This is a genomic window from Lipingzhangella halophila, from assembly GCF_014203805.1.
In the GTDB taxonomy this organism is placed as follows: domain Bacteria; phylum Actinomycetota; class Actinomycetes; order Streptosporangiales; family Streptosporangiaceae; genus Lipingzhangella; species Lipingzhangella halophila.
This window is the reverse complement of the sequence record NZ_JACHJT010000001.1, coordinates 3,670,629-3,685,681: the sequence shown is the minus strand read 5'-3', so window position 1 is coordinate 3,685,681 and position 15,053 is coordinate 3,670,629. Positions and strand designations below refer to the sequence as shown.

Here is a 15,053-nt window from a genome sequence, read left to right as displayed (position 1 = left end):
GGACGGCGCGGAACTGTGCCCCCTCCGCGCGCCCCATGCGGCTCACCCGCGCCCCCTGCCCGGTCGCAGCCACCGACCAGCGGGGAGCCCGGCCGCCAGTTCCCTAACCGCGGGCGGGTTCCCGGGACCCGCCGGCACGCGACAATCCGCTGAACGGCGCCCGCACCGGGACGGCCGCCACACGTCGCGGCTCCGTGCGGGCCGGACCCTCCGCAACGAGGTCAGCGCCCCGCCCGGCGGCCCATTGCCACGCACTGGCCCGCCAGGCGGGGCGCTGACCCTGATCCCCCATCAGCCACTGACGAATCAGGGACACACGTGAAGAAGCGAGTTCTTGCGACCAGTATTGCCGTCGTATCGACAATGAGCCTCGCGGCCTGCGGAAACGCCGGCGAAGACGAGGAGGGCATGCCGAACCAGATGGTGTGGAGCACCTACGGCACCGGGACGTCGACCTACGCCGACGTCGCCGCGGTCGCCGACGCCATCACCGCGGACGGCGGGCCCAACATCCGGGTAATCACCTCCGACACCGCGGTCGGCCGCGTCACTCCGGTCAGCGAAGGTCAGGCGGATATGGCCCGCACCGGAGACGAGTACATCTACGCCTTCGAGGGCGACCACGACTTCGCCACGGGGGAGTGGGGCCCGCAGGACGTGCGGGTGGTGTGGGGCCCGATCGCGCCGCACGGCCTCCTCGTGCGCGACGACTCCGGGATCGAGTCCTTCGAGGACCTGGAGGGCGCCGACTTCCCGCGCATCACCGCGAACCCCTCAGTGAACAACAAGCTGGAGGCGTTCCTCGCCTACGGCGGGCTCACCTGGGACGACGTCAACGAGGTGGAGCTCGGCTACGGCGAGCAGCCCAACGCCCTGGAGAACGGCGAGATCGACGTCCTGTTCCACCAGATCTACGGTCCCGACCTCTACGAGCTGGAGAACTCCTTCGACATCCGGTGGCTCAGCATGGATGACGACTCCGAGGAGAAGGTCGAGGCCGTCACGGACATCGCCCCGGGCGTGGAGATCGGCGAGTTCGGGGGCGGGCCCGGCCAGGAGGAGGGCGAGACCGCGCAGAGCCTCGTCTATCCCCTGCCGTTCATGACCTACGCGGACACCGACGAGACGCTCGTCTACGAGACCGTCAAGGCCATCAACGACACCTACGACGACTACAAGGACTCCACCGCCAACACCGAGCAATGGAACGTGGAGAACTCCGACACCGAGCCCAAGACGGTCCCCTTCCACCCCGGTACCGTCCGGTACCTGGAGGAGAACGACGCGTGGGACGAGGAGAAGGAAGCCCGTAACAACGAGCTGATCGAGCGCGGCGAGTCGCTGCGCAGCGGTTGGGAGGACTTCGTCGCCGAGGCCGACACCGACGGCGGGGACGTCCAGGAGGAGTGGACCGCCTACAAGGAGGAGAACGTCCCCGAGGAGTAGGGGCCGCGCCAGTCCATGACCCATGCCGCCTCGGAGAGGACCGACTGAGATGACCGACCGGTGCAACGGTTTCTGGAGAGCGGTGGTCGTTCTCTTCACCGTGTGCGGGCTGCTCCTGACGGTGAGCCAGGTGTTCTTCTGGAACCCGTTCGGCGGGGAGTCCCTGCTGCGCCACCAGTTCCTGTACTTCGTTCTGGCGCTGTTCCTGCCCCTGGTGTTCCTGGTGTTTCCCGCGCACAAGGGCGCGGCGGCGCGCGTTCCGGTCTACGACATGGCGCTGTTCGGCATCACGATCGGCGTGAACGGCTATTTCGGGTACAACGCCGAGCAGATCGTCAACTTCGGGTGGGACTACGCGGGCCCGCCGGAGTCCGTGGTGCTCAGCTTTGTGCTGTGGGCCCTGGTGCTGGAGGCGCTGCGGCGCTGCGCCGGAACCGCGGTGACCGTCATCGCGCTGCTGTTCTCGGTCTATCCGTTGTTCGCCGGCGAGATCCCCATCACGTTCCTGCAGGGCATCCCGTTCACCCTCGACGGTGCGGCGCGGATGCACGCCATGGGTGTCGAGAGCATCCTGGGACTGCCCCTGCAGACCGCCGGAACCATCCTGATCGGGTTTCTGTTGTTCGGCGTGGTGTTGCAGCACACGGGCGGCGCGACGTTCTTCTACCAGCTCGCTCAGGCCATGTTCGGCCACGCCCGCGGCGGGTCGGCGAAGGTCGCGGTGGTCAGCTCCGGCTCGATGGGCATGATGAGCGGCAGCGCCGTGTCGAACGTGCTGACCACCGGGCCCATGACGATCCCCGCGATGAAGCGGGCGGGTTTCCGCGGCCAGTACGCGGCCGGTGTGGAGGCGACGGCCGCGTCCGGCGGCTCGATCACCCCGCCGATCATGGGGACCGCGGCGTTCCTGATGGTCTCCTTCGTCGGGGTCACCTACCGCGAGGTGGCCCTGGCGGCGGTGATCCCCGCTGTCCTGTACTACCTCGGGATCTTCGCCCAGATCGACGCGTACTCGGCGAAGGCGGGGCTGCGCGGGCTCGCACGCGCGGAACTGCCGCGCGTGGGCGGGGTACTGCTGCGCGGCTGGCCCTTCCTGCTGGCCCTGGCGGGACTGGTCTTCCTGCTCGTGGTGTACCGCAACGAGCAGCAGACGCCGTTCATCGTCGTCGCGGCGCTGTTGCTGATCGCCGCCGTGCGGCCGAAGGACCGGCTGACCTTGCGCGGCCTGGCCGACCTGCTGTTCGGCGCGGGCCGGACCATCGCCGAGATCCTCGGCATCATCGCCGGTGTCGGCCTGATCGTGGGCGGGCTGTCCATGGCGGGGGTGTCGCTGTCGCTCGCCCGCGAGCTCACCTTCCTCGTCGGGGGCAGCCTCGCCCTGATCCTCATCGCGGGCGCGGTCACGTCGTTCGTGCTGGGCATGGGGATGACGGTGTCGTCGGTGTACGTGTTCCTGGCGATCGTGATGGCGCCGGCGCTCGTCGAGCTGGGCGTCAACCCAATGGCGGCGCACCTCTTCGTCATCTACTGGGCGACCGTCTCCTACATCACCCCGCCCGTGGCTCTGGCCTCGTTCGCGGCGGCGGGAATCGCCGGAACCAAGCCGATGCAGACCAGCCTCACCGCAATGCGGCTCGGGATGGTGAAGTACATCATCCCGTTCTGTTTCGCGGTGAACCCGGCACTGGTGGCCCAGGCGGGGCTGGCCGAGGTCGGGATCGCGTTCGCACTGGCCGTCGCCGGGGTCGTGCTGATGGCATGGAGCTTCGAGGGGTGGATCGTGGGCATCCACCGGCGTATGCACTGGGCCGCACGGGTGGTCGGCATGGCCGCCGGGGTTGCCATGCTCGCTCCGGAGCGGACCAGCGGCCTGGTCGGCCTGGCTGTCGGCGTTCTTGTCATCGTGGCGACCTGGTTGTTCTCGGCGCCCGAGGCCGGCGGCAGCGGCCCGGAGAGCGAGCCGGAGGACAGCGGCAGCGGGGAAACCGTGACCGGTGCGAACACCCCGGAGGGCGCCGATCCGGGCGGTGGCGTGCCGGCCGGCGGTGCCGACACGGAGCGCGCCGGTCCGCCGGCCTGATCCCGGGCGCGCCGGTGCCGGGCCGCGACACGCGGCCCGGCACCGGCCGCACCGGAGAGCGCCGCTGGGTCAGCGTTGCGCCACCAGCAGGGTCTGCAGGACATGCCCGCAACCGCCGGCGGTGTCGTCGAGCTGGCCGGTCGCCAGGCCCGAGCCGTCAGGGTCGGCGGCCGTCGCCGAGCGCAGGCAGAGCCATTCGCCGACCGGTTCGCGGTGCAGCGCGAGCGTGACGTCGGTGTTGATGACGAGCTGGCGCACCGGGTCGAGCTCCATCCCCACGGCCCAACTGCTGTCCGCGAGCGTGAGGGCGCGGGTCAGTGGGGTGTCCTCCTCCCCGGCGACCAGCGGCACCCGCTGTCGGGCCCACGTTGTGCCGGGGCCGGGCGTGTCGAAACCCCCGGAGGAGCGGCGCCACTCCATCGCCGAGATGTAACCGTCGACGTAGCCACCGGACCCGGTGATCTCCGCCGTGGGGCCGGGCAGCGGTGGGGGGTCGGGTTCCGGCCGGAGCCGCGGGGTGTCCTTCGGACTGCGCACGGTGCGCCACGCCCGCGCCAGGGCGACGGGCACCCCGTCCGCCGTGATCTCGCCTTCGAGTAGTTCGGCGCGCCCACCCGAGCGCACCGTGCGCACGCTGACCCGCAGTTCACCCACGGGTACCGGGCGCGGGATCTCCAGCGTCACGCGCGCCACCCGCAGGCCGTCCCGTGCCTCGTGCCGTTCCAGCGCGCGCCCGAGAAGGGCCGACGGAGGCCCGCCGTGCTGCGTCTTCGCGCTCCACGGCCCGATCGTCGCCGGTGTGCTCTCGTAGCACCCCTGCCCCAGCTCCCGGTAGAAGGCCTCGGGCAACCCCGCCGAGTCTGGCATCAATGCACCTCACGTTGAACGACGAACCGCGGCCTGGACGCCATAGCAAGTTACCGTAGAGTATCCCGGTTGTGCGGAGGTCCGCCGCCCGGCCCCGGCGCCTCGGGCGCGGGACGCGGGGGCCGAGCGGGTCCTGCCGGCTACCGGGCGTCGCGGCGCACCACGGGTTTGCGCCCCTTGATCGTGCTACCGCGCAGGGACTCGATGACCTCCTCGGCGGACGACTCGGGGACCTCCACCAGCGAGAACCGGTCGGCGATGTCGATCGCCCCGATGTCGCGCCCGCTGAGACCGGTCTCCCCGGCGATCGCGCCCACCAGGTCCTGCGGCCGGATCCGGGCACTGCGCCCGGCGCCGACGAACAGCCGCGCCATCCCGCCGGCGGGGGTGCGGCCGCCCCCGCCCCGCCGCTCCGACCCGCCGGAGCGGCCTCCGCCGGGGCCGCCTTCGCTGGGGCGCTTGCCACCGCGCTCGGTGCGCTTCGGCGGCTTGAGGCTGACGTCCGGGATCTCCTCCTCGTCACCCGGCGGGCCGTTCGTCTCGTGCGCCAGCCGCACCGCCGCGAGCGCGATGTCCATGACGTCGAACTCGTCGGAGAGCGCCTCGACCACCACGCGGTAGTGCTCGAGATCGTCCTCCAGGATGCTCTCGTTGAGCGCGGCGCGGGTCAGTTCCAGGCGCCGCGCCCGCAGGTCGGCGACCGTGGGCAGCTTCTCGATCGTGATCTTGCTGTTGGTCGCGCGCTCGATGGTCTTGAGCATCCGGTGCTCGCGCGGTTCCACCAGGGTGATGGCCACGCCCTCGCGGCCCGCGCGGCCCACCCGTCCGATGCGGTGCACGTAGGAGTCGGAGGCGGACGGCACGTTGTAGTTGACCACGTGGCTGAGATGCTCCACGTCCAGCCCGCGCGCGGCGACGTCGGTCGCGACGAGCAGGTCCGATGTCTGGTTGCGGAGCCGGCCCATGACACGGTCGCGCTGCTCCTGGCCCATACCGCCGTGCAGTGCCTCGGCCCGGTAGCCGCGTCCGTTCAGGGTCACCGTCAGCTCGTCGACCTCCTCGCGGGTGCGGCAGAAGACCAGAGCGGCCGACGGCGACTCCACGTCGAGGATCCGGCCGAGCGCCGCCGGCTTGTGCGAGCGCGGAACGATGTAGGAGCTCTGCCGCACCAGCGGGGACTCGTCAACGGCGGTCGTCTCGCGCGCGATCCGGATCGCGGCCGGGTCGCGCAGGTGCTGCTGGACCAGCCCGTTGATGCGCGGCGGCATCGTCGCTGAGAAGAGGATCGTCTGGCGGTCCCGGGGGGTCTCGTTCAGGATCGCCTCGATGTCCTCGGCGAAGCCCATGTCGAGCATCTCGTCGGCCTCGTCGAGGACCACCATCGAAAGGTCGTCCAGCGTGAGGGTGCCGCGGCTCATGTGGTCGAGCGCGCGGCCCGGGGTAGCGACCACGATGTCCACGCCCTGTTCGAGGGTTCGTATCTGCCGGCCGATCGGCTGCCCACCGTAGATCGGGAGAACCCGCGCGCCCAGCTCCTGGCCGTAGCGGTGGGTCGCCTCCGAGACCTGGATGGCCAGCTCGCGGGTGGGGACGAGCACCAGCGCCATCGGCTTCGGACCCCGCTTGCCCTCGGGTATCCGCTGCAGTATCGGGAGCGCGAAGCCGGCGGTTTTCCCGGTTCCCGTGGCGGCCTGCCCGAGCAGGTCACCGCCGGCGAGGATCGGCGGGATGGCCTCGCGTTGGATGGGCGTGGGTTCCTCGTAGCCGAGGCCGGAGAGCGCCCGTAGCAGTTCGGGCCGGAGCTCCAGGTCGGCGAAGCTGACCGCGCCCTCGGCGGCGTTGAGGGACATTCGGACTCCTTGTTCCAGAGCGAAAACGCTCAGTACGCGTACTGACTAGGTGTCACGGTCGCGACGTCGCGCTCCCTCGCTGCCCGTCTGTCCGTGGACGGCCGGTTCCAACGCCCGTATGGCCGGCGCGGTGCTTCGCCCGCCGGCCATAGCCGTAGACCGCGCCCGCAACTCCGATGTGGCCGGACCGCGAGCCAATGAGCGTGCCGCCGGGAGAGCGGGGGCCCGCTGCGCGTGGCGACGTTGCGAGTGGAATCAGGCGCCTTACCGCCGGGCGGTAACGCTCACCTGGCTCCCAACCGAGCCTACCGCCACTGTCGGTGTCCGTCGGTGGGTGGCGGCGCGGCCGCGGGTCCCCGACGGAACCGGTTCGTGGCGCACGGCCCGCGATGCCGGGGGGTTGGGCTGCCGGGGGCGGGCCCTGGAAGAATTGCGCGTCGGCGGGACCAACGGCCTGTTGCGAGACGAGGAGACCGGATTCATGGCACCAGTGACGCTGATCACCGGCGGGTCGACCGGAATCGGGGCCGCCACCGCGCGGCGCCTGCTCGACGCGGGCCATCGGGTGGCGGTCACGGGTCGCGACGAGGACCGGCTCGCGGCTTTCGCCGACTCCGTCGCGTCGGGTACTGACCAGCTCATGACCCTGCCCGGGGACACCGGCGAACACGCGGACGTGCTGGCGGCGGTCGAGAGCACCGTGCGGGCGTGGGGACGTCTCGACAACGCCATCGCCAATGCCGGTTTCACCGCCGCCGGCACCGTGGCCGACCAGGACCCCGAGGCGATGCGCGCGATGGTGCTCACCAATGTCCTGGGCCCGTCTCTGGTGGTGCGGGAGTGCCTGCCGCACCTCAGGGAGACGAACGGGCGGATCGTCCTGGTCGGCTCGGTGGCCGGGGAGAAGAACACGCCGGGCAACCTGTACTCCGTCACGAAGTGGGCCGTGCGCGCCCTGGCCGAGAACACCCGGATGCTGGTCACCGGGGACGGGGTCGGCGTCACCCTCGTCGCCCCCGGCTTGGTCGACACCCCATTCTGGGAGGGGCGCGGCCTGCCGGACCGTCCCGCCATGACCGCCGACCAGATCGCCGACTGCGTCGTGTTCGCCCTGAACCAGCCGGCGGGACTGGACATCAACTCCATCGTGGTGCGCCCCATCGGGCAACCCAATTGACCGACCGGGAGCACGGGCGGACGTTCGGCGAGGCGGGTGTGCTCGGGGCCGGACACCCCTGGCGGGTGCGGCGGCCGGCCGCGCCGTGCGCGGTACTCAGCGGAACACAGCGTCGTGGAACCGGCACTCCTCCGCGAGCATGGCGGTGAACCAGTCGAGCAAGCGGGCGTCGCTGACCTCGCCGGGCAGTGCGTCGACCTCGGCCCGCAGGAAGGCGACCTGGTCGGTGAAGGGCGCCCGCGCGTGCAGCTCGATCCACTCCTGGACGGCGGGCTCGCGCCGCACGTCCCGCCCGGTGGCGGCCGTGCACCAGGTGAGGTAGAGCTGCTCGGCGGCCAGCATCGAGGTCACGATCGCGGGGTAGCCATGGTCCGCGGCCGCGCGCAGGACATGCTCCGACAACCCGCCGGCCGCGCGGCGCGCGGCCGGGCTCAGGTCGGCCGCGGCGGGCCACTGCGCGCGGGCGTGGGCGAAGTACTCCCGTTGCTCAGTGACCAGCGAGAACAGGGAGCGGGCATGCCCGACCGTGGACTCCCAACGTGGCGCGTCCCACACCGCCGCGCCGAGGACGCGGGCGGCGGTGTGCACGAACTCCTCTTCGACGCGCAGGTAGCGGGCGTAGACCTCCGGGTCCACCGAACCGGCCGTGAGCTCGGTGAGCAGCCGCACCCGCGCGGCCGCGGCGAGATCGTCGCCGGCCGCGGCGAGCAGCCGCGCGCTGCGGCCGCCGCCGCTCAGGCTGTCAGCCATCGCACGAGCCCGTCGAAGAGGTTCCCGTAGCCGTCCCACCGCTCGCAGAACTCGGGTGGCGCCCAGTGCGGCGAGCAGTCGGAGGTGAAGGCGGCGGTCCTGCCCTTGCCGTGCTCGCCGACGACGAGCAGGGGGTCTCCGGCGATCTCGGCCAGTGTGGTGGCACCGGCGCGGGCGCGTACCCGGTTGTAGCCGAGCAGGTGCGGCCACTGGGCTCCCGCGCCGCCAACCGCCGGGTGGTCCTGCCGCAGCACCGAGGGCGCGGCTCCGGCCGGGAGCTCCACGCGGTCGTCTTCGGGGAGCAGCTCCACCGGCAGCGACGGCGCCAGAGGGCTCTGCCGGAACGCGGCCTTGCCCTCGAACCCGGTGAACGACAGGTACCCGCCGACCATCAGCAGTGCGCCCCCGTCCGCGACCCACGCGGCCAGGTTCGCGAGGCGGTCGTGGCCGCGTTCGGAGCGGTCGATCACCCGCGGCGCGAGCTGGATCGAGTTCGCCCCGATGTCGGAGAGAACCACCAGGTCGTAGTCGGCCAGGGCGGCGGCGTCATCGGGGAACTGCTGGGGGACCAGGTGCGCGGGCAGGTGGGTGGTCGAGTGCCCGGCGGCCGTCAGCGCGTCGCGCAGCGGCCCCACCCCTTCGACGTAGGAGTGCGTGGTGAACGAGTCGACCCCTTTGATGTGGGTCGACATCGTCACCCAGCTCTCTCCTGCGATGAGGACGCGGCTCACGTAAGCTCCAATCCGGATGTGTCACTGACACTGTCACTGCGGTGGCGGTTCGGCCGGGGCGCGGTCATGACCGCGCCCCGGCCGCGGCCTCGAAGAGACCGCGGGGGTTGTTGTCCATGAGCCCGCGCACGGTGGCGTCGTCCACGCCCAGATCGCGTAGCCGCTCGGCGAACAGCACCGGCACGTAGCCGAAGCCGTTGCCGCCGTGGCGGGTCAGCATGCTCTTCAGGAAGACGTCGTGGCTGAGGAGCAACCGCTCGGCGTGCCCGCCGTCGATGAGCGCCCGCACCGCGTCCGCGGTCTCGGCGGGCGGCGGCGCCTGCCCCTCCCCGGGGAACCGGAACGGCATGCCGATCATGTCGAACTCCAGCCACACGCCCCGCTCGGCGATGGCGCGCTGGTAGGCGCGATCGGGCCCGGAGGGGTCCATGTGGCACAGCACCACCGAGCCCGGGTCGACCCCCTGCTCCGCCAGGACGATGTCGAGCACCTCGCCTCCGCGGCGCTGCCACCCGGGCAGGTGCACGAACAGCGGGACGCCGGCCGCGCGTTGGGCGACACACGCCGCCCGCAGCGCGGTGCGTTCGGCAGCGGTGAAGTCCGGCGACACCCCGATCTCGCCGATGACCCCGGGCCGGGGCCCGTCGCCGTCCCGGAGCTCGGCCAGCAGTCCGGTGGCGAGCTCGTCCACGGTCGCGCCGGCCAGGTGGGCCGGGTGGAACCGCTGCAGGTACCACCCCGACCCCATGATGATGTTCAGGCCGCTGCGCTCGGCGAGCCCGCGCAGGACCGCGGCGTCGCGGCCGATCCCCGGCGGGGTCAGGTCGATAACGCTGCGCCCGCCGGCGTCGGCGAACGAGGCGAGGTCGGCGGCAACGGCGTCGACGTCGTCGAGGACGCAGTTGTCGCGGCAGGCGTAGGGATCCTCGCGCAGCAGCCACGCCAGGTCCGCACTGACCGGTGCCGTGGTGAGGTGCTCCCGGCCGGGGCCGGGCGGGGAGACGGCGGCGCGCAGGTCGTTGACCAGGTGTTCGTGCGTGAGGGTGCGGCCCAGGTGGTCGCTGGGAACCGCACCCGTCACGGTGCGCACGGTGACGGGCTCACTCACTGTGCCGCCCTCCGGCCCAGCATCTGGCTGGCGAGGTCGGCGATGTCGCGGCCGCGCAGGTTGAGCCAGATCGCCAGGATCAGCACGCATCCGGTCACGATCGGCGTGAGGAACGGGCTCATGCCAAGCAGCGTGAGACCGTTGGCGATCGCCCCCGTGATGAGCGCACCGATGACCGTGCCGACAATCGTGCCGCGTCCGCCGAACAGGTTCGTTCCACCCAGCACGACCGCGGCGATGACGGTGAGCTCGAAGGCCTCGGCCGAGTTCGCCGATCCGGAACCCAGCCGGGCGGCGATGAGCAGGCCCGCGAGCCCGGCGGCGGCGCCGGTGAACACCAGCGCCAGCATCTTGGTCCGCCGGGTGTTGACGCCCGCCCGGCGCACCGACTCCTCGTTGGAGCCGATACCGGTGATGTACTGACCGTACCGGGTGTGGTTCAACAGGATCGCACCCAGAACCGCGACGACGAGCGCGATCCACGCCGAGACGGAGAACCCGAGCAGGTCCGTCTGGCCGAGCTGGGCCAGCATCAGCCGGTTGTCGATCGGCACCGAGAAGCCCTCGGTGCGCAGCAGGGCGACGCCGCGGATGACGGACATCGTCGCCAGCGTGACGACGAAGGGCGGGATGCGCTGGTAGGCGGCCAGCCAGCCGTTGACCAGCCCCCAGGCCGCGCCGGAGAGGATGCCGAGCACGATCACCAGGGACGAGTCCAGCCCGGCGACCAGCATCTCGGCGCTGACAGCGGCGACGAAGGCGATGGTCGACCCGACCGAAAGGTCGATCTGGCCCGAGGTGATGACGAACGTCATCGCCACCCCGACGATCACGATCGGAGCGACCTGGGTGGCCAGGTTGGACAGGTTCGCGAACGTCAGGAAGTCCGGTGTCGCCACCCCCAACGCCGCGAACAGTAGAACCGTCACGCCCACCATGAGCAGGGTCGGCTTGTTGGCGTCGTTGAGGATCCGGGCGAGACGAGGGCCCGGTTCGGTCGGGGACGTGCCGTCCCGCGCGTCGGCGGAGCCAGGCCCTTCGGTTGCGGTGCTGCCGGTGTCAGCGGTCACTGAGGGCCTCCTTCGCCGAATCCGGGGTGTTGGCACGGGTGATCATGTCGACGAGCGACTTGATGTCCAGCTCGGCGATCGGCGCGTCGTCGACGCTGCGGCCCTCGTACATGACGGTGATCCGGTGGCAGACCCGGAACAGGTCCTGCAGCCGGTGCGTGATGAGGATGACGCCGACGCCGCGCGCGGCGACGTCGCCGATCAGCCGTAGCACCTGCTCGACCTCGGCCACGGCGAGCGCCGCCGTGGGCTCGTCCAGGATGAGCACGTCGGGCTGGGTGGAAACGGCCCGCGCGATGGCCACGGTCTGGCGCTGCCCGCCGGAGAGGCGCCCGATCTCCTGGCGGGTGGAGGGCACGCGCACGTGCAGGTCGCGCAGGATGCGGCTGGCCTCGGCGTGCATCGTGGCATGGTCAAGGAACGGGCCCTTGTGGGGTTCCCGGCCCAGGAACAGGTTGCTCGCGACGTCCAGCGTGTCGCACAGCGCGAGGTCCTGGTACACGATGCCGATGCCTTCGCGGCGGGCGTCGGCGGGAGTGGCGAAGCGCACGCCTCTGCCGTTGACCAGGATCTCGCCCCGGTCATGCTGGAGAGCCCCGGCCAGCACCTTCATCAGTGTGGACTTGCCAGCCCCGTTGTCGCCCACCAGGCCGAGCACCTCCCCGCGGCCGAGGGTGAGGTCCACCCCGGCCAGCGAGGTGACCGCGCCGAACGACTTGCGGATGCCGCGCAGCTCCACCAGGGGTGATTCGTCGGTCATTCCTTCTCCAGGAAGTACAGGTAGTCCTCGATGTTGTCCGGCGTGACCATCTCGATCGGGACGGGGACGTCCTCGGGGGCTTCTTCGCCGCAGGCGTGCCGGACAGCGGCGGACATGGACTGGTAGCCGAGCTCGAACGTGTTCTGCTGGACGACTCCGGCGATCCAGCCGTCGCGCAGCCCGTCAACGGCCGGCTCGGAGAGGTCCCAGCCCACGACGGTCACCTGGTCGGTGAGGTCCTGGCTGCGGACCGCGGCGGCGAGACCGATCAGGGCGGGCTCGCCGGTGGCGTAGATGTACTCGGCGTCCGGGTTGGCGGTGAGCAGGTTCTCCGCCTCGTTCTCCGCCTCCTCCTGGACGTTCTGGCCGTCGACGACCGAGCCGACCTCCATCCCGCCGTCCTCGACCGCCTCGGTGAACCCGTCCTCCCGCTGCAACTGGATAGTGCTGTTCAGTGCGCTGACGATGTGCGCGGTTCCTTCTCCGGCGGACTGTTCCACCAGGAAATCGCCCATCTGCGCGCCGGCCTTGGCGTTCTCCACACCGACCTGGGTGGATACCGCCGGGTCGTCCACGGTGGCGTCGACGGCCACCACCGGGATGCCCGCGTCGTCGGCCTCGCGGACGGCCGGCTTGATGCCCTCGGTGTCCACCGCGTCGACGATGATGGCGTCCACGTCGCTGGCGACCAGGTCCTCGATCGCGTTGGCCTGGGTGACGGAGTCGTCGTCACCGCTGACGATCTGCAGCTCGGCGCCGGTCTCCTCGGCGATGCGCTCGGCGCCGGTGTTGATCTGGTTGAAGAACAGAGCCTGAAGGTTAATGGTGACCAGGCCGATCTCAAGGGGCTCGCCGTCGGGCTCGCAGCCGTCGGGCACGTCCGTCGGCTCAGGGATCTCCTGCGCGGCCTCCTCCTCGGCCTCCTGCTCCTCGCGCACGTCGCTGTCACAGGCCGCGGTGGCCAGCAGTGCCACGCTCAACGCGGCGATCCAGGGCGTCTTGGTCATGCGATCTCCTCCGAGGACGCCCCCGCCCGCGGGCGGGGGAGGAAACGGACTTCTCGTGGCGCGGGGCCGGCGGTGTTCGCGCACATGGTGGTGCGAACGTGGGTGCTTGCCGTCGCGTTGTTCGGGTGGTGCGCGCCCCTCCGGCCGGGCCGGCTGCCGGGCTGGCGGCATGTGTGGTCCAGTCCCCGCTGCGCGGCACGAGCAGAGCCCACGCGGTAGGGGCGGAAGCTGGCGTGCGACCGCGGGGCGGACCAATGCCCCTGGCCGTTGGGCTGGGCACGCGGATGTTTGGCGAGTGGAACGCTCATTGCCCGGCGGGTGAGTCCCGCCGCCGCGGTCCGGACAGACGTCACGGCGAACTCCTCAGTGCTGTGCTCCCGGTGGACGGATCCGCCGTGCGCTGCCGCGCCGCCTCGACGGCGCTGCGGTCCGGCGCCCCGCGGGCCCCGGCGACGGTGCAGGAAAGGCCCGCGGCGATCGCCGCGGTTCGGGCGGCCTCGACCGGGGCCAGGCCCGCGTCGAGACCGGCGAGGTAGGCACCGGAGAAGCAGTCTCCGGCGCCGGTGGTGTCGACCGCCTCGACCGGCAGCGCCGCGCCGTGCTCGACGCGGCCGTCCGGGGCGGCCAGCCACCAGCCGTCCGCTCCGTCGGTGACGAGGAGGACGACGTCGTGTTGGGCGGCGAGGGCGAACAGCTCCTCGCCGGTGGTGCCGAACAGCGACTCCAGTTGCGCGCGCCCGGCCACGACGTGCCGGGCGGTGGTGAGCGCGACCCGCGCCGCGTCCTGGTCGGCGCAGCCGTCGAGGTCGACGAAGACGTTGATGCGGCCGGCCGGATCGGCGTTGGCCAGGACCCCCGCGGCTTCGGGCCAGCGGTAGCCGTCCAGGTACAGCCAGCCTTCGCCGTTCGCGGCGAGGTGCTGGACGCTCGCGGCGATGCGCGCCCGGTCCAGGTCGTCGTCGCGGCTGATCGCCGAACGTTCACCGTCGGGCGTGACCAGGAGGACGCAGGTGGACAGCGCGGAGTCGGTGTGGCACCAGGTGGTGTCGACCCCGTCGACGGCGAGCGCGGCGAGGAACTCCCGGTCCAGGGCGGCCGAGCCGACCGCGCCGCCGAACGCCGCGGCGGCCCCCATGCGCGCCGCGGCGACGGCGGCGTTGGCCGCCATCCCCCCGTGGTGGTAGTCGATCGACGCGGCGTGTACCCGGTCGCCCCCGTTCGGCAGGACCGGGATGCGCGCCACAACGTCGACGTTGGCGTAGCCGCAGAAGAGGATCATCCGGCGTCCACTCCAGCGCTCTGCGCTGCCCTGGCCAGCGCGCGGACCCGCTCGGGCGCCACCCGGCCCCACCACCGCCCGTTGTCCTTGAGGGAGGACGCGACGATCGCGCCGTCGCAGGCGGGCAGCAGGTCGCCGACGTTGTCCGCGTTGACGCCGGACCCGATGACGACCGGAAGCCGGGTGTGCGCCGTTACGCCCTCGATCTCGCCGCGGGAGGCGGGGTCGCCGGTGCGCGAGCCGGTGGCGATCAGGACGTCGGCGTCGAAGAACTCCGCGTCCTCCGTCTGATCGGCGAGCGTGCGGTCGGCCACGATCGCGTGCGAACCGTGCTTGACGTGCACGTCGGCGAAGACGCGCACCCCCTCGGCGCCGATGCGGTGCCGGTACCGGGTGGCGTGCGCGGCCTGTCCCTCGATGATGCCCTCGTTGGCGACGTAGGCGTTCGCCCACTGGTTGACCCGGACGAAGCCGGAACCGGCCGCCCAGGCCGACGCGATCGAGCACTCGGCGGCGTTGGAGAGCACGCTGACCCCCACGGCGCCGTCCACGGCCTCGCGCACCCGGGCGGTGACCACGGCCATGGCGGCCGCGGTCTCGTAGCCGTGCTCACCGGGCTTGAGGAACGGGATGTCCCAGTGGTTCTCGACGACCACCCCGTGGCACCCGTTGGCGCAGTACGCCGTGGCCTCCTCAACCGCGAATCGGGAGATGTCGTCGAGCGACCGCCCCCGGTAGTGCGGGCTTCCGGGCAGCGCCGGCAGGTGCACGGCCCCGATGATCGCGGGCGACGTCTGGAACAGCTCGCGGACCGCGTCGGGCTTGGGCGGAAAGACGCCGGGTGGACGTTCGCTGCTCATGGGCCTCTCACTGGGATGTAATCGTTTGCCAATAAGTATCTGTGACCGTACGGACTCGCGGCTAGCGA

Annotated in this window: 13 protein-coding genes; 3 read left to right on the top strand and 10 right to left on the bottom strand. The window is 71.6% G+C overall.

The genetic code is table 11. From position 1 onward, the window contains the following. Window positions 1-318: 318 nt before the first annotated feature. Together F4561_RS16995 and F4561_RS16990 are read left to right on the top strand one after the other, a co-directional pair. Complete coding sequence (locus tag F4561_RS16995) at window positions 319-1,446, top strand: TAXI family TRAP transporter solute-binding subunit (RefSeq protein ID WP_184580254.1); 1,128 nt, start codon at window positions 319-321, stop codon at window positions 1,444-1,446. 49 nt (window positions 1,447-1,495) lie between these two features. After that, window positions 1,496-3,526 carry a TRAP transporter permease gene (locus F4561_RS16990; protein WP_184580252.1) on the top strand — a complete coding sequence of 677 codons (2,031 nt, stop codon included), beginning with the start codon at window positions 1,496-1,498 and terminating at the stop codon, window positions 3,524-3,526. 69 nt (window positions 3,527-3,595) lie between these two features. Here the strand turns inward: F4561_RS16990 and F4561_RS16985 are convergent, their stop codons facing one another. After that, on the bottom strand, window positions 3,596-4,393 hold the full coding sequence (locus F4561_RS16985) for a thioesterase family protein (protein ID WP_184580250.1): 798 nt from the start codon (window positions 4,391-4,393) through the stop codon (window positions 3,596-3,598). 140 nt (window positions 4,394-4,533) lie between these two features. Next, window positions 4,534-6,243 carry a DEAD/DEAH box helicase gene (locus F4561_RS16980; RefSeq protein WP_184580248.1) on the bottom strand — a complete coding sequence of 570 codons (1,710 nt, stop codon included), beginning with the start codon at window positions 6,241-6,243 and terminating at the stop codon, window positions 4,534-4,536. 481 nt (window positions 6,244-6,724) lie between these two features. Between F4561_RS16980 and F4561_RS16975 the strand changes: the two genes are divergently transcribed. Then, a complete protein-coding gene (locus F4561_RS16975; protein WP_184580246.1) occupies window positions 6,725-7,420 on the top strand; it encodes an SDR family oxidoreductase in 696 nt (231 codons plus the stop codon). 96 nt (window positions 7,421-7,516) lie between these two features. On the opposite strand, the gene F4561_RS16970 is transcribed toward F4561_RS16975, so the two are convergent. The 8 genes from F4561_RS16970 to F4561_RS16935 all read right to left on the bottom strand — a co-directional run bounded on the left by F4561_RS16970 (window position 7,517) and on the right by F4561_RS16935 (window position 14,985). Beyond that, entirely contained in the window at window positions 7,517-8,170 is a 654-nt protein-coding gene (locus F4561_RS16970; protein WP_184580244.1) for a TenA family protein, read from the bottom strand. Continuing rightward, window positions 8,155-8,901 carry a glutamine amidotransferase gene (locus F4561_RS16965; RefSeq protein WP_184580242.1) on the bottom strand — a complete coding sequence of 249 codons (747 nt, stop codon included), beginning with the start codon at window positions 8,899-8,901 and terminating at the stop codon, window positions 8,155-8,157. The genes F4561_RS16970 and F4561_RS16965 overlap by 16 nt, the downstream gene beginning before the upstream one ends. Window positions 8,902-8,965: 64 nt before the next feature. Then, window positions 8,966-10,009 carry a phosphotriesterase family protein gene (locus F4561_RS16960; protein WP_221445516.1) on the bottom strand — a complete coding sequence of 348 codons (1,044 nt, stop codon included), beginning with the start codon at window positions 10,007-10,009 and terminating at the stop codon, window positions 8,966-8,968. Further along, on the bottom strand, window positions 10,006-11,079 hold the full coding sequence (locus F4561_RS16955) for an ABC transporter permease (protein WP_221445515.1): 1,074 nt from the start codon (window positions 11,077-11,079) through the stop codon (window positions 10,006-10,008). The genes F4561_RS16960 and F4561_RS16955 overlap by 4 nt, the downstream gene beginning before the upstream one ends. Next, complete coding sequence (locus F4561_RS16950) at window positions 11,069-11,839, bottom strand: ATP-binding cassette domain-containing protein (protein WP_184580238.1); 771 nt, start codon at window positions 11,837-11,839, stop codon at window positions 11,069-11,071. The genes F4561_RS16955 and F4561_RS16950 overlap by 11 nt, the downstream gene beginning before the upstream one ends. Then, a complete protein-coding gene (locus F4561_RS16945) occupies window positions 11,836-12,846 on the bottom strand; it encodes a substrate-binding domain-containing protein (RefSeq protein ID WP_184580236.1) in 1,011 nt (336 codons plus the stop codon). The genes F4561_RS16950 and F4561_RS16945 overlap by 4 nt, the downstream gene beginning before the upstream one ends. A 349-nt stretch (window positions 12,847-13,195) precedes the next feature. After that, window positions 13,196-14,125 (bottom strand): carbohydrate kinase family protein, encoded by a 930-nt coding sequence (locus tag F4561_RS16940; protein WP_184580234.1) that lies wholly within the window; start codon window positions 14,123-14,125, stop codon window positions 13,196-13,198. After that, on the bottom strand, window positions 14,122-14,985 hold the full coding sequence (locus F4561_RS16935; protein ID WP_184580232.1) for a BtpA/SgcQ family protein: 864 nt from the start codon (window positions 14,983-14,985) through the stop codon (window positions 14,122-14,124). The genes F4561_RS16940 and F4561_RS16935 overlap by 4 nt, the downstream gene beginning before the upstream one ends. Window positions 14,986-15,053 lie beyond the last annotated feature (68 nt).